Annotated in this window: 16 protein-coding genes; 9 read left to right on the top strand and 7 right to left on the bottom strand. The window is 75.5% G+C overall.

Annotated elements, in window-relative coordinates; translation table 11 throughout:
- Nucleotides 1–107 precede the first annotated feature (107 nt).
- Nucleotides 108–3,068 (top strand): ATP-binding protein, encoded by a 2,961-nt coding sequence (locus ABTY56_RS35710; protein WP_350633699.1) that lies wholly within the window; start codon nt 108–110, stop codon nt 3,066–3,068.
- Nucleotides 3,069–3,119: 51 nt separating this feature from the next.
- Here the strand turns inward: ABTY56_RS35710 and ABTY56_RS35705 are convergent, their stop codons facing one another.
- Nucleotides 3,120–3,572: an iron chaperone gene (locus tag ABTY56_RS35705; RefSeq protein WP_350633697.1), complete on the bottom strand. Its 453-nt coding sequence runs from the start codon at nt 3,570–3,572 to the stop codon at nt 3,120–3,122.
- Nucleotides 3,573–3,749: 177 nt separating this feature from the next.
- Between ABTY56_RS35705 and ABTY56_RS35700 the strand changes: the two genes are divergently transcribed.
- A complete protein-coding gene (locus tag ABTY56_RS35700; protein WP_350633695.1) occupies nt 3,750–4,160 on the top strand; it encodes a PPOX class F420-dependent oxidoreductase in 411 nt (136 codons plus the stop codon).
- Nucleotides 4,161–4,242: 82 nt separating this feature from the next.
- Here ABTY56_RS35700 and ABTY56_RS35695 read toward each other — a convergent pair whose 3' ends face one another.
- Nucleotides 4,243–5,214: an AraC family transcriptional regulator gene (locus tag ABTY56_RS35695; RefSeq protein ID WP_350633693.1), complete on the bottom strand. Its 972-nt coding sequence runs from the start codon at nt 5,212–5,214 to the stop codon at nt 4,243–4,245.
- Nucleotides 5,215–5,428: 214 nt separating this feature from the next.
- On the opposite strand from ABTY56_RS35695, the gene ABTY56_RS35690 reads away from it, so the two are divergent.
- The 3 genes from ABTY56_RS35690 to ABTY56_RS35680 all read left to right on the top strand — a co-directional run bounded on the left by ABTY56_RS35690 (nt 5,429) and on the right by ABTY56_RS35680 (nt 8,214).
- On the top strand, nt 5,429–6,364 hold the full coding sequence (locus tag ABTY56_RS35690) for an MBL fold metallo-hydrolase (protein ID WP_350633691.1): 936 nt from the start codon (nt 5,429–5,431) through the stop codon (nt 6,362–6,364).
- Nucleotides 6,365–6,758: 394 nt separating this feature from the next.
- Entirely contained in the window at nt 6,759–7,358 is a 600-nt protein-coding gene (locus ABTY56_RS35685) for a TetR/AcrR family transcriptional regulator (protein WP_350633689.1), read from the top strand.
- Nucleotides 7,359–7,431: 73 nt separating this feature from the next.
- On the top strand, nt 7,432–8,214 hold the full coding sequence (locus tag ABTY56_RS35680; RefSeq protein WP_350633687.1) for a VC0807 family protein: 783 nt from the start codon (nt 7,432–7,434) through the stop codon (nt 8,212–8,214).
- Between the two features lie 248 nt (nt 8,215–8,462).
- On the opposite strand, the gene ABTY56_RS35675 is transcribed toward ABTY56_RS35680, so the two are convergent.
- Nucleotides 8,463–8,732, bottom strand: a complete 270-nt coding sequence (locus tag ABTY56_RS35675) for a hypothetical protein (protein WP_350633685.1) — start codon at nt 8,730–8,732, stop codon at nt 8,463–8,465.
- 406 nt (nt 8,733–9,138) lie between these two features.
- Here ABTY56_RS35675 and ABTY56_RS35670 point away from each other — a divergent pair, with 406 nt between their 5' ends.
- Both ABTY56_RS35670 and ABTY56_RS35665 read left to right on the top strand, forming a co-directional pair.
- Entirely contained in the window at nt 9,139–9,951 is an 813-nt protein-coding gene (locus ABTY56_RS35670; protein ID WP_502893259.1) for an ABC transporter ATP-binding protein, read from the top strand.
- Entirely contained in the window at nt 9,945–12,434 is a 2,490-nt protein-coding gene (locus ABTY56_RS35665) for an FtsX-like permease family protein (RefSeq protein ID WP_350633683.1), read from the top strand. Before ABTY56_RS35670 ends, ABTY56_RS35665 begins: the two co-directional genes overlap by 7 nt.
- A 34-nt stretch (nt 12,435–12,468) precedes the next feature.
- Here ABTY56_RS35665 and ABTY56_RS35660 read toward each other — a convergent pair whose 3' ends face one another.
- The 3 genes from ABTY56_RS35660 to ABTY56_RS35650 all read right to left on the bottom strand — a co-directional run bounded on the left by ABTY56_RS35660 (nt 12,469) and on the right by ABTY56_RS35650 (nt 14,230).
- The gene (locus ABTY56_RS35660; protein ID WP_350519589.1) at nt 12,469–12,681 is read right to left on the bottom strand and encodes a cold-shock protein; all 213 of its coding nucleotides are present in this window, start codon (nt 12,679–12,681) and stop codon (nt 12,469–12,471) included.
- A gap of 318 nt (nt 12,682–12,999) precedes the next feature.
- Nucleotides 13,000–13,653 (bottom strand): GOLPH3/VPS74 family protein, encoded by a 654-nt coding sequence (locus ABTY56_RS35655; protein ID WP_350633681.1) that lies wholly within the window; start codon nt 13,651–13,653, stop codon nt 13,000–13,002.
- A 157-nt stretch (nt 13,654–13,810) separates the two neighbouring features.
- A complete protein-coding gene (locus ABTY56_RS35650; RefSeq protein WP_350633679.1) occupies nt 13,811–14,230 on the bottom strand; it encodes a MarR family winged helix-turn-helix transcriptional regulator in 420 nt (139 codons plus the stop codon).
- A gap of 129 nt (nt 14,231–14,359) precedes the next feature.
- On the opposite strand from ABTY56_RS35650, the gene ABTY56_RS35645 reads away from it, so the two are divergent.
- A complete protein-coding gene (locus tag ABTY56_RS35645; protein WP_350633677.1) occupies nt 14,360–15,184 on the top strand; it encodes an SDR family oxidoreductase in 825 nt (274 codons plus the stop codon).
- A 62-nt stretch (nt 15,185–15,246) separates the two neighbouring features.
- Here the strand turns inward: ABTY56_RS35645 and ABTY56_RS35640 are convergent, their stop codons facing one another.
- Entirely contained in the window at nt 15,247–15,621 is a 375-nt protein-coding gene (locus ABTY56_RS35640) for a hypothetical protein (RefSeq protein WP_350633675.1), read from the bottom strand.
- Between the two features lie 334 nt (nt 15,622–15,955).
- Here ABTY56_RS35640 and ABTY56_RS35635 point away from each other — a divergent pair, with 334 nt between their 5' ends.
- Complete coding sequence (locus tag ABTY56_RS35635) at nt 15,956–16,408, top strand: hypothetical protein (RefSeq protein ID WP_350633673.1); 453 nt, start codon at nt 15,956–15,958, stop codon at nt 16,406–16,408.
- Nucleotides 16,409–16,695: the final 287 nt, after the last annotated feature.

The raw sequence follows: 16,695 nt of genomic DNA, 5'->3' as shown, positions 1-16,695 counted from the left end.
GTGGCCGATCGCCGTGCTCAGCCTCGCCCGGCCGGGGTGCGCGCCGCTTCCGTGCCGACCACGGAACCCGGTACGGAAGTCCGGTGGCCGGCACCGATAATGAGCCGGTGTCGACTCCACTGATCTCGCCCCGGGAAGCCGACGTGCTCGCGCTGCTCGGCGAGCACCTCAGCAACGCGGAGATCGCCGCGCAGCTGTTCATCTCGGTCCGTACGGTCGAGTCCCATGTCTCCTCGCTGCTGCGCAAGTTGGAGCTGCCGGACCGGCGGGCGCTGGCCCGGCGCTCGGCCGAGCCCGCCGCCGCCCGCCGGCCGCGCCCGTCTCCCGCCCTCGCTGCTCCTGCCCTGCCCGCTCCCGCTGCTCCCGCCCTCCCGGCGCCGCTGACCGCGTTCGTCGGCCGGGCGCGTGAGCGCGCGGAGCTGGCCGAGGCGCTGCGGGCCCACCGGCAGGTGACCGCGGTCGGCCCGGGCGGGGTGGGCAAGACACGGCTCGCGCTGGCCGTGGCCGGGGAGTCGGCGGCCGGTTTCGCCGACGGGGCGTGGTTCGTCGACCTGGTCCCGGTCACCGACCCGCAGCGGGTGGGCGCGGCGGTGGCGGCGGCCGTGGGCGCGGGCGAGCAGCCCGGCCGGGGCGTCGACGACGCCGTGGTGGCGGCGCTGGCGGACCGTGAGGCGCTGCTGGTGCTGGACAACTGCGAGCACGTCCGGGACGGCGTGGCCCCGTTCGTGGAACGGCTGCTCACCGCCTGCCCGCGGGTGCGGGTGCTCGCGACCAGCCGGGCCCGGCTGATGGTGCCCTTCGAACGGGTCCTCGCGGTCCCGCCGCTGTCGCGGGTCGGCGGCGGCGACTCGGACGCGGTCGCCCTGTTCACGGCGCGGGCGGCCGCCGTCGGCCGGGCTCCGGACCGGGCGACGCTCGGCGACGTCGCGGCACTGTGCGAACGGCTCGACGGCATGGCGCTGGCGATCGAGCTGGCGGCGGCGCGCTGGCCCACGCTCGGGCTCGACGGCCTCACGGCCGGCCTCGGCGACCAGCTGCGGATCCTGGCCGGCGGCCCCCGCGCCGACGGCCGGCACCGGTCGGTGCGCGCGGTGCTCGACTGGAGCCACGACCTGCTGGAACCCCGGGACCGGGCACTGCTGCGGCGGGTGTCGGCGTTCGTGGTGCCGTTCACCGCGCAGGCGGCGGCCGAGGTGGCCGGGTTCGCCCCGCTGGATCCGGCCGCGGTCGCCGATGGACTGGGCAGGCTCGCCGAGCAGAGCCTGCTGGCCGTGACGCACTCCGCTGCGGGCACCCGCTACCAGGCGCTGGAGACCATCCGGCAGTACGGGGCGGAGCGCCTCGACGGGGCCGGGGAGTCGGCCGAGGTCCGCTCCCGGCACCTGGCGTGGTGCCTGGCCGGCGCGACCGCCCTCACGGGACGCCACCACCCGGACCACCCGGACCACCTGGACCACCCCGATCACCCCGACCACCTTGCCGACCAGGTCGACCCAGCCCGGCGCGCCCGGTTCGACGCCCTGGCCGAAGACCTCCGGGCGGCCCTCGCCTGGGCCGCCGACCGGTCCGAGCAGCGGATACCGGCCCACCGGCTCGCCCTCGCCCTGGCCGAACTCGCCTTCGACGCCAACCTGCTCGGCGAATCACAGCAGCGCTTCGAACAAGCCGCCGCACTCGCCACCGGAACCCACACCGCCGCCGCCACCGCCACCACCGCCGCCGCCACCGCCACCACCGCCACCAGCACCGGCGACGCCGCCGCCGCGCTGCGCGAGGCCGCGGGAGTGGCCGGCTGCCGCAGACGCGGCGAGGACATGTTCCGCCTGCACCGCGCCGCCGCCGAGGCCGCCCGGCGGGCCGGCGACACCACCGGCGCCGGCCGCGACCTGGCCGCCGCGGCCACCGTCGCGTACCGCTTCTCCAGCACCTTCGCCCGGATCCCCGGGCCGCAGGAGGTGAACTCCCTGCTCGCGCAGGCGCGGGAGCTGGCCGGCACGGCGGACCCGGCCGCGCGGGCGGCCGTCGCGCTGGCGGAGGCCGCGGTCGTCGCCGACGCCTACGGCGCCGTCCAGGGCGACGCCGACAACACCGCGCACGAGACGGTCGGATACGCCGAACGCGCCGTCGAACTCGCCCGGTCGACCGGGGACCCGGTCGCCGAGTCCGCCGCCCTCGACGCGCTCTCCGGCGCCCGCAGCTGGGCCGGCGAACCGTTCGGCGCCGCGGCCGCCGCCCGCCGCCGGATCGACGTCCTGGCCGGCGCGCCGCGCACCCCGGCCGGGACGCACGAGCTGGTGGACGCCCTCGCCATGGCCGCCGGAAACGCCCTCGGCGTGGGGCAGTTGGCGCAGGCCCGCCGGTGGAGCGGACAGCTCGCCGAGCACCCGCTGCTGGCCGAGGCGGGCCATCACGCCACGTCCTGGCTCCTGGTCACCGAGGCGTTCGCCGGCCGCGCCGACGCGGTGCTCTCGGGCGGCGCCAGGTTCCTCGACGCGTGGGAACGGGGCGGCCGGCCACGCTCGTTCGTCCTCGGCCCGGCCGCCGCAGCGGTCGCGATGGTCCACGGACTGCGCGGCGACCACGACGCCCGGGCGGCCTGGCTCGCCGTCGCGGACCGGGCCGGCCCCGTCCTGGACCACCGCCACGGCCACGGCGCGGTGTTCGACGCCGTCGTCCTGCTGCACCACGGCGACGCGCAGGCGGCCCTGGACCGCCTGGCACCGGAACCGGACCAGGTGTGGAAGTGGGTCTGCTGGGTCTGGCTGCACTGGTACGTGGCCCTGCGGGCGGAGGCCTCGGTGCTCGCCGGCCACCCGGACGCCCGCGAGCGGATCGCCGCAGCCCGCGCCGTGGTCGACGGCAACCCGGTCGCCTCCGCCCAACTCGACCGGGCACAAGCCCTGCTGGACGGCGACCCGACCCGACTGCCCGCCGTCGCGGCGGCCTTCGACGCGACCGGCTGCCCCTACCAGGCGGCGCGCACCCTCCTGCTCGCCGACGACGGCCACCACCCCGCCGGCCGGTCGGCACTCGCCGACCTCGGCCTCGCCCCGCCACCCGCCGGGTAGCCGCCCGCCGGGTCGCCCCGCCGGCCGCCCGTCGACGCGTCAGCCGGCCGCTCAGCCGACGGCGCGCTTCACCAGGGCGGCCACCCGCTCCTCGACCTCCGCCGTGACCTCGGTCAGCGCGAAGTAGACCGGCCACATCGGACCCTCGTCCAGCTGCGCCTGGTCGCTGAAACCCAGCATGGCGTAGCGGGACTTGAACTTCTCCGCGCTCTGGAAGAAGCAGACCACCTTGCCGTCCAGCGCGTAGGCGGGCATCCCGTACCAGAGCCTGGGCGCGAGGTCGGGGGCGACGGCGGCGACGACGGCGTGCACCCGCTCGGCCATCACCCGGTCGTCCGCCCGCATCTCGGCGATCTTGGCGAGGACGTCACGCTCCGCCTCGGCGGCCTTCTCCTCCTTGGACGCCTTGCGCGCGGCCTTCTTCAACTCCTGCGCGTGGTCCTTCATCGCCGCCCGCTCCTCGGCGGAGAAGCCCTCGTGCTTGTCGATCGCACTGCTGGTCATGGTCAGCCCCTGTCGTCTCGTCAGCCCCGGTCGGACCCGATCGCCGTGACCACATCGTCCCCCGCCCGCCCCACGCACCGCCTCCGTGCTGACCACGGAAAGCACCACGGACGGTGAACCCCGCCCCGGCCCGACCCGGGCGCGCCGCCCAGGCCGCACTACGGATAACCTCGCCCGATGACAGCCACGTTGAACGACGCCGTCCGCTCCCTGATCGACGCGCCGATCCCCGCCGTCCTCGCCACCCTCAACCCGGACGGCGGCCCGCAGACCTCGGTGGTCTGGATCGGCCGCGACGGGGACGACCTGCTCGTCTCCACCGCCGCCGGGCGCCGCAAGGAACGCAACCTGCGCCGCGACCCCCGGGCCGGCCTCACCGTCTACGACCCCGCCGACCCGCTGCGCTACGTCGAGATACGCGGCCTCGCCACCGTCACCGAGGACACCGGCCGCGCCGTCGCCGCCGCCCTCGCCGAACAGTACGAGGGCCCCGGCGCCGGCCAGGAGTACCTCGACCTCCCCGCAGAGGTCGTCCGCGTCGTCGTGCGCATCACCCCCACCAAGGTGCTCGGCACCGCGACCGCCTGACCGGCCGCCACCGCATGACCGCCACCGCATGACCGCTCGTCGTCTGACCGGCCTGCCGCCGCGGCCGCGGGCGCGGGCGGGGTCAGGCGACGAGGGCGGTGCGGGCGGTGCGGTAGCGGCCGGGGGTGGTGCCGAACTGGCGGGCGAAGGCGTGTGAGAGCGCGTAGGGGCTGGCGTAACCGACCTTGCGGGCGACGGCTTCGAGCGGGTCGGCGGTGTTGCGCAGCAGGCCCGCGGCGCGGGTCATCCGCCACCAGGTGAGGTAGGCCATCGGGGGGCGGCCGGTGAGCGTGGTGAAGCGGCGGGTGAGGGTGGCGCGCGAGACGCCGGCGCGGGTGGCCAGGGTCTCGGCCGTCCAGGGGTGGGCCGGGTCCTCGTGGACGGCGGCGAGCGCGGCCGCCACCACCGGGTCGGTCAGTGCGGCACCCCAGCCGTCGGCACTGCGCCGGGTGGTCCAGGCCCGTACCAGGTAGACCAGCAGCAGGTCGATCAGGCCGGGGACGGCGAGTTCGCCGCCGGGGCGGGCGGCGGTCAGCTCGGTGCTCAACAGCTCGACGGCGGAGCGCAGTTCGGGGTGCTCGCCGGTGCGGGTGGGCAGGTGGACGACCTCGGGCAGCTCGCGCATCAGCGGGTGCCCGAGCCCGTGGTCGAGGCGGTACTTGCCGCACAGCAGATCGGCCGCGCCGGGAGCACCGGCATCGGGAGCACCGGCACCGGGAGCGTCCGCACCGGGAGCGTCCGGCCCGCCGCCGGGGCGCCGGTGGGGGCCGAGCAGGGAGTCCAGCTCCGGCAGGCGCGCCGCCCGGGCGGCCGTCAACTCCCCGTCGGACAGGGCGTGTCCGCTGCCGTGCGGCAGCAGCACCGCGTCGCCGGGCCCCAGCTCCAGCGGCTCGCCGCCGTCGGCCAGCAGCCAGCAGCTGCCGGCCAGCACCACATGGAAGCCCGCCCCCGCGTAGGAGGGGATGCGCGCGCCCCAACGCCCCGCCACGCGCAGCCGGTTGGAGACGGGCCGGCCCGCCCGTACGGCGGCGATCGCGTCGCTGACCACGTCCATCCGGCCATCGTAGCCGCCCCCGAACGCCTCCGCCGGACTCCGGCGGTGAGCTGTTCGCGTATCGGAGCGAGCCACTGGCGCATTGAGCGGCTCACCCGGTCTTCCTAGGCTCGACGAGCAGACAGCAACACCGAACGCCGAACACAGAACAACGAACACCGAACAACGAACACCGAACCGACGAACTGACGGACGAGAGAAGGAGGGGCGAGCCGTGGAACGGATCGTGCTGGGGGACGTGGAGATCATCCGGGTGCTGGAGTTTCAGGGGCCGTTCGCGCCGGCGGCGGAGATCGTGCCCGAGCTCGGCGAACCTGCCTGGAGCGCCGGCGGGGCCGCCCTGGCGCCCGAGCACTACGACCCGGCCTCCGGCGCCTACGTCGGCGCGCTGCAGACCTGGGTGGTGCGCAGCGCCGGCCGGACGGTCCTGGTGGACACGGGGGTGGGCAACGGGCGCGAGCGGCCGGCGACGCCGCTGTTCCACCGGCTCGAAGGCCGCTTCCCGGAGCTTCTGGCCGCCACGGGGGTGCGGCCGGAGGACGTGGACGTGGTGGTGAACACCCATCTGCACGCCGACCACGTGGGGTGGAACACGGTGGAGCGGGACGGGGCGTGGGTCCCGACGTTCCCGAACGCGGTGTACTACCTGCCGGCGGCGGACCGGGCGTTCTTCGACCCGGCCGCCGGGAACGGCCCCCGCAGCGGCAACGCCGCGGGGGCCGAGGACTCCGAGGACGCCGCGGAAGCGGTGCGGTGGGCGGAGTGGCACCAGGTGTTCGAGGACAGCGTGGCGCCCGTGCTGGCGGCCGGGCAGGGGGTGGAGTGGTCGGGCGAGCTGCGCATCGACTCGGCGCTGGTGCTGGAGGAGGCGCCGGGGCACACGCCGGGCTCGTCCGTGCTGCGGGTGCAGTCCGGCGGTGAACGGGCTGTGTTCGTGGGGGACTTGATGCACTCGCCGGTGCAGCTGGCGCACCCCAGCTGCAGCAGCTGCTTCTGCCTGGACCCGGTGCAGGCGGCGGCCAGCCGGCTGCGGGTGCTGGAACGGGCGGCGGCGGAGAAGGAGTTGGTGATTCCGGCGCACTTCGCGGGGGCGGGGGCGGCGAGGGTCGCCCGCGCGGGGGCGGGGTTCTCGGCCGACTGGGCGCGCTGACGGCCGCGTCGACAAGCCCCGGGCCCGCGGGCTCCCCGGCGGTGCCCCCGGCCTCGGCCGGGGGCACCGCCCGTCGTCGCGGCCCCCCGCAGCCAGGATCACGGCCGGTGCCCGTGGCGGTAAGAGCGCCCGGAAGCGTGGCCGCGAGCCGGTGGCCCGTCGGAATCACTTCGGTGGCGAACCGGCCGCCGCACGCCCTGTGCACCGCGCCCGCCCCTTCCGTGGGCACGAGAAGCGTTTGAACCCTCGGCGGTGAGTGCCCGTCAGGGGGCGCCCGGCGTCCGGGCGCTCGCGTTTTGCTCGTCCGCACAAGTTCTTGCTCGCCCGAGCAAACTGCTCTACAGTCTTGCTCAGGCAAGCAAGAATCAGCTCGTACGGGCAAGGAGGTGCGGGGATGGGACGGACGTTCACCGAGTCGGGGCGCCGGGCGCAGATCGTCCAGGCCGCCATCGAGGTGGTCGCCGAACAGGGCTACGCGAAGGCGTCGTTCAGCCGGATCGCGAAGCAGGCCGGGCTGAGCAGCACCGGGATGATCTCGTACCACTTCGCGGGCAAGGACGACCTGATCCACGAGGTCGTCGCCGAGGTGACCAGGGTGACCGGCGGGTTCGTGGCGCCCAGGGTCGGCGCGGCCGAGGGCGCGCGTGCCCGGCTGCGGGCGTTCATCGAGTCCAACGTCGAGCTGCTCACGGTCTGGCCCCGGCACCTGAAGGCGCTGATCGAGGTGCTGCCCAACCTCGGCGGGGACGACCCGGCCACGGTGGGCTACACGGCCTCCATGCAGATGCTGATGGAGAGCCAGGAGCAGGCCGTCCGTGAAGCCCAGAAGGCGGGCGAGTTCCGGGAGTTCGACCCGCGGCTGATGCTCGTCGCGCTGCGCGGGGCGATCGACGCCGTGGTGATGCGCTGGGTGGGCGATCCCGCCTTCGACGTCGCCGCGGCCGGCCGCGAGCTGGCGGACATCTTCGACCGGGCCACCCGGGCCGAACCGTAGCGGGACACCGGGGCCGACGGGCCGGCGGGGCACACAGGACAGGGGAGAGGCAGTCATGGGAGGGGCGAGTGTGATGGGGGAGACCGTGAGCAAGCCGGCCGGGCAGGAGACCGATCCGCAGGGCACCGCGCCCGGATCCGCGTCGAACGGATCCGCACCGAACGGGCCGGAGCCGACCGGATCGGCCCCGGGCAGGCCCGCCCCGGACAAGGACCACAAGGACAACAAGGACCACAAGGCCCGGGCCGCCAAGCGGGCGCTGGCCCGGTCGCTGATCCTCGAACTGGCGCTTCCCCTCGGCGGGTTCTACCTGCTGCACGGCCTGGGGCTCAGCCAGTGGGCCGCGCTCCTGGTCAGCGGCCTGCTGCTGGTGCCGTGGCTGGTGCTCGGCATGGTGCGCAGCCGCCGGGTCGAGGCTATGCCGGTCTTCACCCTGCTGATGATCGCACTCGGCGCGCTGATGTCGATGGTCACCGGCAGCCCCCGGGCGCTGCTGGTGCGCGACAGCTGGGTGTTCGGCGTGCTCGGGCTCTGGGTGCTGGGCACCCTGGCGACGCGGCGTCCGTTCATGCTGACCGCGGCCCGGTCGATCGTCGCCGCCAAGATCGGCGAGGCGGGCGCCGAGGAGTGGGTGGGGCGCTGGGACCACGACGCCGTCTTCCGCCGCCACCTGCGCACGCTCACCGCCGTCTGGGGCCTCGGCTTCGCCGTGGACGCCGGGATCCGGGTGACGCTGGCCTGCACCCTGCCGGTGGACGCGGTGCCGCTGGTGAACTCGCTGCAGTGGCCGGCGGTGCTGGGCGGGCTGTTCGGCTTCCACTTCTGGTACGTCAACCGCCACGGCCTGAAGGTCTGACGGCGGACCACCCCCCTCCGACAGCAGCCCCCCGGAAGACTCCGGAGTCCCCGGAGGATCCCGGAAGGCCCCCGGACACGCGCGGGCGGCGCGCGGACCCGTCCCACCGGGCTCCGCGCGCCGCCTCCCGCCGGTCCGGGGCGGAAGCGGCGACGCCGTCACGTCGCCCGCGTCCGCCACACCCCGGGCCTGCCTGCCCGCCCGCCGCCTGCCCGGACCCGGTCCGGCAGGACGGCGGCCGGGCTTCGTCAGTCGTTGCTCCACGTGGCGCCCGAGCCCGCGAACGAGCCCGAGACGCCGTTGTCGTCGGCCAGGATCCAGAAGCCCGCGTGGGAGAGCCCGTCGGGGGAGACGGAGGATTCGACAGCGGCGACGCCGGCGCCGTTCTGGTTCGCCATGAACCCGCCCTTGCCGAAGTCCGCGCTCAGGCCCTCGGTGGCCGAGGCCAGACCGGCGCAGCCGATGACGAGCGGGGCGGTGAGAGCGCCGACGGCCAGAACACGCTTGAAAGCACGCATGGGAATCTCCTCCACGGAGTTCAGGGTTGAAAGGGACGGCGCCGATCGGCCCGTCACGACTTCAGACAGCCATGCGCCGCGACCCCCCGCAAGCGCTGCCGCCGCCCGACCGGACCTCACAGCTCGTCAGAAACACCGCGCCGACCTGCGCAAATACGGATCCTGCGGGCAACTTCCGGGGATCAGTCGGGCGGAGCAGACGCATGGGCCCTTCCACGTACCCGGGCAGAGGCCGGAATCCGCCGCCCCGCACCCCGCACCCCGCGCACCCGGGCTCCCGGGTCAGGGGCCCCTCAGGGTCAAGATCGGGGACGGCCCGGAAGCGTGGCCGCCGCCCCGGGCCCTAGCGTCGGCGCGGCGGGCAGCAGGGGCGCCCGACCCGATGCCCCACGGAGAAGGCGAGCACGTGTTCCGGAACAAGGCTCTACCGGCAGGGACTTCGCACCAGGCCGACGCCGGTGCGACGACAGCGGACGACGTCGTCCGCCTGACCGGCGTACACAAGACCTACGGCCGCGGCGACAACCGGGTGCGCGCGCTCGACGGGGTGGACGCCGCCTTCGCGGCCGGCACCTTCACCGCCATCATGGGCCCCTCGGGCTCCGGCAAATCGACGCTCCTGCAGTGCGCGGCGGGCCTCGACCGGGTCGACGCGGGCCGGGTCCTGCTCGACGGCGCCCCGCTGCACGAACTCTCCGAACGCGCCCTGACCGGGCTGCGCCGCGCACACATGGGCTTCGTCTTCCAGTCCTTCAACCTGGTCCCGGCGCTGACCGCCCGGCAGAACGTCGAGCTGCCGCTGCGCCTGGCCGGGCGCCCGCTCGACCCGGCCGCGATCGACCTCGCACTGGCCCGGGTCGGCCTCGCCGAGCGCGGCGGGCACCGGCCCGCCGAGCTCTCGGGCGGCCAGCAGCAGCGGGTCGCCATCGCCCGCGCCCTGGTGACCAGGCCCAAGGTCGTCTTCGCGGACGAGCCCACCGGCGCGCTGGACTCACGCACCGCGCGCGATGTCCTGGCCCTGCTGCGCGAGGTCGTCGAGCAGCACCGCCAGACGGTGATCATGGTCACCCACGACCCGTCGGCCGCCTCGTACGCGCAACGGGTCCTCTTCCTCGCCGACGGCGCGGTGACCGGCGAACTGACCGGGCCGACGGCCGAGACCGTGGCCCTGCGGATGGCCGCGCTGGAGCCCGGCGGCAGCTGGACGGACCAGTGCTGAGGATCGCCGCCGCCACCCTGCGCCGACGCCTGACGGGCTTCCTGGGCGCCTTCGTCGCCCTCGCCCTCGGCACGACGATGGTCGGCATGATGACGCTGACCCTGGCCGCCACCTTCGGCACACCGCACCCGGGGCCGCAGCGCTTCACGCACGCCCACGCCGTGGTCGCGCCCCAGGGCTTCGAGGGGCGCCCGATGAAGGCCCCCGCGGTCCTGCCCCCCGAGGTCGTGGCCCGGGTGACCGCGGCCGGGAACGCCACCGCCGACCGCAGCTTCCCGGTCCGCCTCACCCCCGCCCCTGACACCGCCCCCACCCCCACCCCTGGCGCCGCCGCGGCGACCACCGGCCACCCCTGGTCCTCGGCCGCCTTCGCCGGCTACCGCCTGACGGCCGGACACCCGCCGCAGGCCCCGGACGAGATCGCCGTCGGGGGCGGCGACCGCTCCCTGATCGGGCGCCGGGCCGAGGCCGCCACCCCCGACGGCACCGCCCGCTACCGCGTCGTCGGGATCACCGACGCACGCTGGTTCGAGAACGCGGTCTTCTTCAGCGACGCCGAGGCCCAACGCCTGTCACCCGGCGTCAACGCCCTGGTCACCGACGCCGACACCGCGCAGCTGCCCGCCCTCCTGGGCGACCGCGCCGTCCTCCTCGGCGGCGACGCCCTGACCCGGCTCGACCCCGACCCCACCGGCGGCGCCCAGGCACTGGCCGACGCCCAGGCGATGGCCGGCAGCACCACCGGACTCGCGCTGTGCGTCTCGGTGTTCGTCGTCATCGCCACCTTCGCCTTCGCCACCGAACAGCGCCGCCGCGAACTGGCACTGCTGCGCCTGGTGGGCGCCGCCCCCCGCCAGGTGCGCCGCATGGTGCTCGGCGAAGCGCTCCTGATCGGCCTGGCGGCAGCGGCCGCCGGCTGCGCCCTGGCACCGCTGTGCACCGTGCCGCTGCGCTCCTGGATGCTCGACCACCACGTGGCCCCGTCCTGGTTCACCGTCCCGCTCAACCCGCTGCCGCTGCTGGTCACCTTCGCCGTCGGGGTGGCCGCGGCGCTGGCCGGCTCGGCGGCCACCCTGGTGCGGGTCTCACTGATCCGGCCGATCGAGGTGCTGCGCGAGGACGCGGTGGAGCGCCGCACGATGACGCCCGTGCGCCGCCTGCTGGGAGCCGCCATGCTGGCCGGCGCGGTCGTCACGGGAGCCGTCATCGCCGGGACGCAGCCGTACCTGGCGGCCAGCGCCCGCAAGTACGAGGCGGTGCCGGTGCTGTACGTCGGCGCGGTGGCCATGCTGGCCCCGGTCCTGCTGCGGCCGGTCACCCGGCTGCTGACCGGCCCGCTGCGCCGCTCGGCCAAGGCCGGCCCGATGCTGGTGCGCGCGAACGTGCTGACCTCGCGGCGGCGTACGGCCGCCACGGTGGCGCCGGTCGTGGTGGCCGTCGGGCTGGTCGCCACGCTGCTGACGACGCAGGGCTCCGGTGACGCGGCGGCGCTCGCCCGCCAGCGCCAGGAGGTCCGGGCGGCGGACGTGGTGGTGCCCGAGGGCCCGGGGGTGGACGCCCGGACACTGGAGAGGCTGGCCGCCGTGCCCGGGGTCCGGGTCACCCCGGTCACCGCGATGAACGTCCGGATCGGCACGGCCGCGGGCGACCAGATCGACTCGCTGAGCACCAACGCGGTGCCGGCGTCCGCGCTGGGCGCCACCCTCACGCCGCCGCTGCGCTCCGGCTCGCTCGCCTCACTGCCCGGGGACTTCCTGGTCATCGACGAGCACGCGGCCGAGTCCGACGGCCTGGCGGTCGGGGACCGGGTGGTCGCGCTGCTGCCGACCGGCGCGCGGGTGCCGGTGGTCGTCGCGGCGGTCGTCGCCCGCGGCCTGAACGGCGACGACACCTACCTGTCCTCGGCGCTGACCGGCGCGACGCCGCCGAGCCTGGTCTACCTCGACTCCGCGGCGGGTCCCGGCCGGGCGCTCGACGAGCGGCAGAGCGCCGAGGTGAACCGGGCGCTGGCCGGCTCCGGCGCGCACCTGGTGCCCTACGGCGCCTACCTGGAGGCGCAGCGCGCGCACGCCGCCGAGCAGACGGACAACGCCGCGGTGGTCATCCTTGGGATCGCGCTGGCCTACGCGCTGATCGCGGTCGCCAACACCCTGGTCATGGCGGTGGCCGGGCGGCGTAGGGAGTTCGCCCTGCTCGGGCTGGCCGGCGCGCTGCGCGGCCAGATCGTCGGGGTGGCCGCGGCCGAGACGGCCGTCGCGGTGGTCGTCGGCACCGCCCTGGCCGCCGTGGCGACCGTCCTGGCCGCGGTGACGCAGCACGCCTCGCTGGGCCGGCTGGTGGCCGGCGCGACGACGGTGGTCCCGTGGGCGCGGATCGCGGGGGCCGTCGCCCTGTGCGCCCTCGTCGCGGTGGGCACCGCGGTGGTGGCGACCGTGCGGGCGACCCGGTGGCGGGCGGTCGAAGCCGTGGGCGCCCGTGAATAGGGCCCGGCCGCGACCGCCCGCCCGCAGCCGGCGGCTACTGCTCGATGCGCACCTTGTCGGCCTGCATCCCCTTCTGGCCCTGGACGGCCTCGAAGCTGACCTTCTGTCCTTCCACCAGGGACTTGAAGCCGCTTCCCTCGACCGCACGGAAGTGAACGAACAGGTCGGGCCCGGACTCAGGGGTGATGAACCCGTACCCCTTCTCGTCGTTGAACCACTTGACCGTGCCGTTCTGACGCTCCGCCATGTCTTCCCCTAGCCGATGTGAATCATTGCCGACCGCGATCCTTTCACGTTCCGTGAGGGATCGGGTGCCAAACGTCACGCGCGTCCCGGCGTCGGTCACCCCGGCGCCGGGACGCGGCCCCGCCGGCCGCCCCGCACGAGCCCGCCACTGCCGTGGCCTGGGCCGCCACCGTCGCCGCAGACCTCCGGTGCCGTCGCCCGGCACCAGCTCCGGCAGATCGCGGTGCACACCTACGACGCCCAGATCACCGTAGGTGCCCGCAGTCGCAGTCGCAGTCGCAGTCGCAGCCGCCCCGGCCCGTGCCGTCGGCCCGGCCGGTCAGCCGCCGCCCATGCCGCCCTGCGCGGCGATCATGGTCAGGTTCAGTCCGGCCACCGCCCGGGCCAGGCCCGGGGCCTGGTCGGCGAGCCGGTCGGTGAGCGCGGTGATCCGTTCGGCGTGGGCGTGGCGGTCGTGCCGGGAGAGCACCAGCCGCAGGTGCCCGTGGGCGGCGAGCGCGGCGAGGGCGGCGTCGGTGAACGGCGCGCGGGCGACCGGGGCGTCGCCGCGGACCAGCTCGGCCACCCGCGCCTGGAGGTCCAGGGCCTCGCGCGGGTCGTCCATCCTCACCGGCCGGTTCGGCGCGACCGGGCCGTAGGGGTCGCGGTCGGCGATGGTCACCGCGCCGAGCACGGCGAGCCGTTCCTCGACGGCCTCCAGGGTGTCCTCGCGTCCGCGCCGGATCCACGACTTCCAGCTGCGCGGCCGCTCGGCCAGCTCGGCGAGCAGCGCGTCCAGGACGGGGTCCCCGGTGGCGGCGGCGGAGAGGATCCGTACCCGGCCCGCCGCGTCCTCGGCGGCGGCGCCGCGGTGGGCGAGCTCGGCCAGGGCGGCGGCGCGTACCAGGTAGCCGGCGCGGGCACGGTCCTGCAGGGACTGCGCCCGGGTGTCGAAGGCCAGCAGGTAGGCGTCCAGATGGAGTCCTCGGCTCATGGCACCGACGATACGGCGCGCCCCGCCGCCGGGGCCCGCCCGTCGGCCGGGGCGGGGCCGAAACCCCCGGGGCGACCGCGTGGCGCTGTCCCGGGGGCGGCCGCGTCCGGCCGGAGGGCGGCGTCGGCTTCGCGTACGGTCCGGCCGTGCGCCGCCGTCAGGTCTCCAGGATCAGCTGCAGCAGGTCGCGCAGGGCCTCGCGCTGGGGTGTCCCGAGCCGGGCGAGCGGGTCGCCGGCGAAGGGCATCCGGGCGCGCAGGTCGGCGGCGACGGCGTGGCCGGCGGCGGTGGCGGTGACGCGTTTGACCCGGCGGTCGGTCTCGTCGGGGCCGCGTTCGACCAGGCCGCGCGATTCGAGCCGGTCGATGATCACGGTGACGTTGGACGGTTCGGCGTGCAGGCGCTCGGCGATGCGGCGGGTGGGGAGCGGGGTCTCGGCGGCGAGCAGGGCCTTGGCCTGCAGCGGGGTCAGGTCGTGGGCCGCGGCGGCGGCCTCGGACTCCTGGGTGTAGCGGCGGTTGACGGCCGCGAAGAGGCCGACGATCTCCCTGGCGAGCTCATCCGATGGGTCGGGCATGGGGTCCAGCGTAGCCAGGTGCTTGACAGGGTGGAATATCGGCCCACATAGTTATGGTTCATATTGGTTATGAACCATAAGCATTCGACCGTCTGAAGCACCTGCCCCTGAGCACCGGAGGTTCCCCCGATGAGCACCAAGACCGTCCTGATCACCGGCACGTCCTCCGGCATCGGCCTGGCCACCGCCGTCGCCGCCGCCCGCGCCGGCTGGCACGTGATCGCCACGATGCGCGACACCGCGAAGGCCGGCGCGCTGCTGGCGGCCGCGAAGGACGCCGGCGCCACCGTCGAGGTCCGGGCGCTGGACGTGACCGACCCCGCCTCCGTCGAGGCCTGCCTGGCCGGCCTGGAGCAGCTGGACGCGCTGGTCAACAACGCCGGCGCCGGCCACGTCGGCACCCTGGAGCAGGAGAGCGTCGAGGACGTGCGCGCCGTCATGGAGGTCAACTTCTTCGGCGTCCTGCACGTCACCAAGGCCGCCCTGCCGCTGCTGCGCGCCGGCGGGGGCCGCGTGCTGACGGTGACCAGCGTCGGCGGCGTCATCGGCCAGCCCTTCAACGAGGCCTACTGCGCGGCGAAGTTCGCGGTCGAGGGCTTCATGGAGTCCCTGGCCCCGGTCGCGGCCACCGCCGGGGTGTCCGTCAGCGTGGTCGAGCCGGGCGCGGTGGCCAGCGAGTTCGTCGCCAACGTGGGCCTCGCGGACGACGCCCTCGACCAGGCCGGACCGTACGCCCCGGCCCTCGCCGCCTACCTGGAGCGCACCCGCGGCGCCTTCGCCGCCGCCCAGACCCCGCAGGACGTGGCAGCGAGGATCGTGGACCAGCTCACGGCCGACCGCCCCGCCTTCCGGCTGCTCACCTCCGACACCGCGCGCGCCTTCGCCGCCACCAAGCTCAAGGACCTCGACGGCTCGGCCGTCCAGACCCTGACCGACGCCTGGGTCGCCCACTGACCCGGCCCCGGCCCCGGGGCTGAGCGCCTCAGCTCAGCCGGCGGGGCCGGCCCGGCGGCCCGTCACAGCGCGACGAGGACGTCCTGGTGCACCCCGTCGAGGACGAAGCCGTTGTCCAGCCGGACCCGGACCGTCACCCGGTTCCCCCGCTCCCGGTGGGCGGCCCACTGCGGCTCCAGCGCGGCGATCTCCGCTTCCAGCCGCTCACGGCTCGCCGTCGGCATGGTGTGCCCGTAGTCCTCGAACAGCGCTCTGAGCCGCTGGTACTCGCGGACCTCGTCGCTCTCGGGCAGCTCCCCGTCCACCCGTTCCACGGTGCCCTCGATCCCCACCCCCAACGAGAGGAACCCGACGACGGCGCCGGACGCTCCGGTGACCGCCTCACCGATCCCCACGTCCTCGGCCAGCCTGACACGCCGGCCTTCCTCCAGGGTCATCCGTCCTCCACCTCTCCGTCGAACCACTCCACCGACCGGTACCGCCCGTGGCCTGCGGTCATTATCCGACGGCACCTTCCCGCACGCGGGGACGGACCGGGGGCCATCGGCTGCCCGCGTGAACATCGACGATCTTCCCTGGCAGGCGGCGGCGTCTCCCCGGGGACGGTGCGGACCCTCCTCGACCTGGGGCAGTCCGACCTGCTGATCCGGGCGACGCCCGCGCGTGCGCGCGCCACACGAAACTGCCGGTGAAAGCCGGGCACCCCGACGAGGCCGCCGACGTGCTCACCCCCACCCCGGGGAGCCCCGGCTGCTGTCGCACCCGGTCGACGTGACCGAGGGCCACAGCCGGGACGACCGGGTCCTGGACGCGCTCGCACGCGCGCCGGACCTGGACGGGCTCACCGGCGCGTACGCCGAGGGACACCCGGATCGGATCCTCCACCTGCGGCTCCGGCCACTGGGCGAAGCGGGCCGCTGCGCGGAGGGCATCGCCCAGGCCACCGCCCTCACCGAGCGGGAGTTCGAGTTGGCGCGGCTGCTGGAGCGGGACAGCCGCCCGCAGGAAGCCCTCGCTCTTCTCCGCTCCTCCGCCCACTACCGGGCCGACGTCGACCTGGCCGACCTGCTGATCACGCAGGGCCGCCCGGCCGAGGCCCTCGCCTGCGTCCCCACGACCGCCGACCAGCGCAAGCAGGACACCCCCCCGTCGTCCCGCTGCGCCCCGCCGCGAGGCTGCCGGGGTGGGTGTGGTGCGCGTCTCGGATCGCGAGCGGGGTGGTGACCGGGTGTGGCTGGGCTGGGCCGGTGGGTGGTGGTGCCGGGGTCGGGGTTGGTGAGGGTGCTCACACGGGGAGGGGTGGCACGACGGCGGGTAGTGCTGTCCGTCCTGCACCGTTCTGCGCTGTTCCGTTCCGTCCGGTGGGGGGTGTTCGTGCAGGTGGGGGCGGGCCGGGGTGGTCGGGGCGGCCGGGTTCTCGGGTTGCTGCCGGTGTGTGTCGGCTACGACGGGGGGTCGTAGCGAGGGGGGCTTGGAGGGGGCTGTCGCGGTCTGGCACCTTGGCATTCGTC

This window comes from Kitasatospora sp. NPDC097691 (assembly GCF_040302665.1).
GTDB lineage: Bacteria > Actinomycetota > Actinomycetes > Streptomycetales > Streptomycetaceae > Kitasatospora.
This window is presented reverse-complemented; position numbering and strand designations above follow the sequence as displayed.

Coding starts and splice junctions, on each gene's coding strand:
- ABTY56_RS35705 (WP_350633697.1), bottom strand. CDS start 3,572: ATGACCAGCAGTGCGATCGACAAGCACGAGGGCTTCTCCGCCGAGGAG.
- ABTY56_RS35650 (WP_350633679.1), bottom strand. CDS start 14,230: ATGCCCGACCCATCGGATGAGCTCGCCAGGGAGATCGTCGGCCTCTTC.
- ABTY56_RS35695 (WP_350633693.1), bottom strand. CDS start 5,214: ATGGACGTGGTCAGCGACGCGATCGCCGCCGTACGGGCGGGCCGGCCC.
- ABTY56_RS35680 (WP_350633687.1), top strand. CDS start 7,432: ATGGGGGAGACCGTGAGCAAGCCGGCCGGGCAGGAGACCGATCCGCAG.
- ABTY56_RS35675 (WP_350633685.1), bottom strand. CDS start 8,732: ATGCGTGCTTTCAAGCGTGTTCTGGCCGTCGGCGCTCTCACCGCCCCG.
- ABTY56_RS35640 (WP_350633675.1), bottom strand. CDS start 15,621: ATGACCCTGGAGGAAGGCCGGCGTGTCAGGCTGGCCGAGGACGTGGGG.
- ABTY56_RS35645 (WP_350633677.1), top strand. CDS start 14,360: ATGAGCACCAAGACCGTCCTGATCACCGGCACGTCCTCCGGCATCGGC.
- ABTY56_RS35685 (WP_350633689.1), top strand. CDS start 6,759: ATGGGACGGACGTTCACCGAGTCGGGGCGCCGGGCGCAGATCGTCCAG.
- ABTY56_RS35700 (WP_350633695.1), top strand. CDS start 3,750: ATGACAGCCACGTTGAACGACGCCGTCCGCTCCCTGATCGACGCGCCG.
- ABTY56_RS35660 (WP_350519589.1), bottom strand. CDS start 12,681: ATGGCGGAGCGTCAGAACGGCACGGTCAAGTGGTTCAACGACGAGAAG.
- ABTY56_RS35655 (WP_350633681.1), bottom strand. CDS start 13,653: ATGAGCCGAGGACTCCATCTGGACGCCTACCTGCTGGCCTTCGACACC.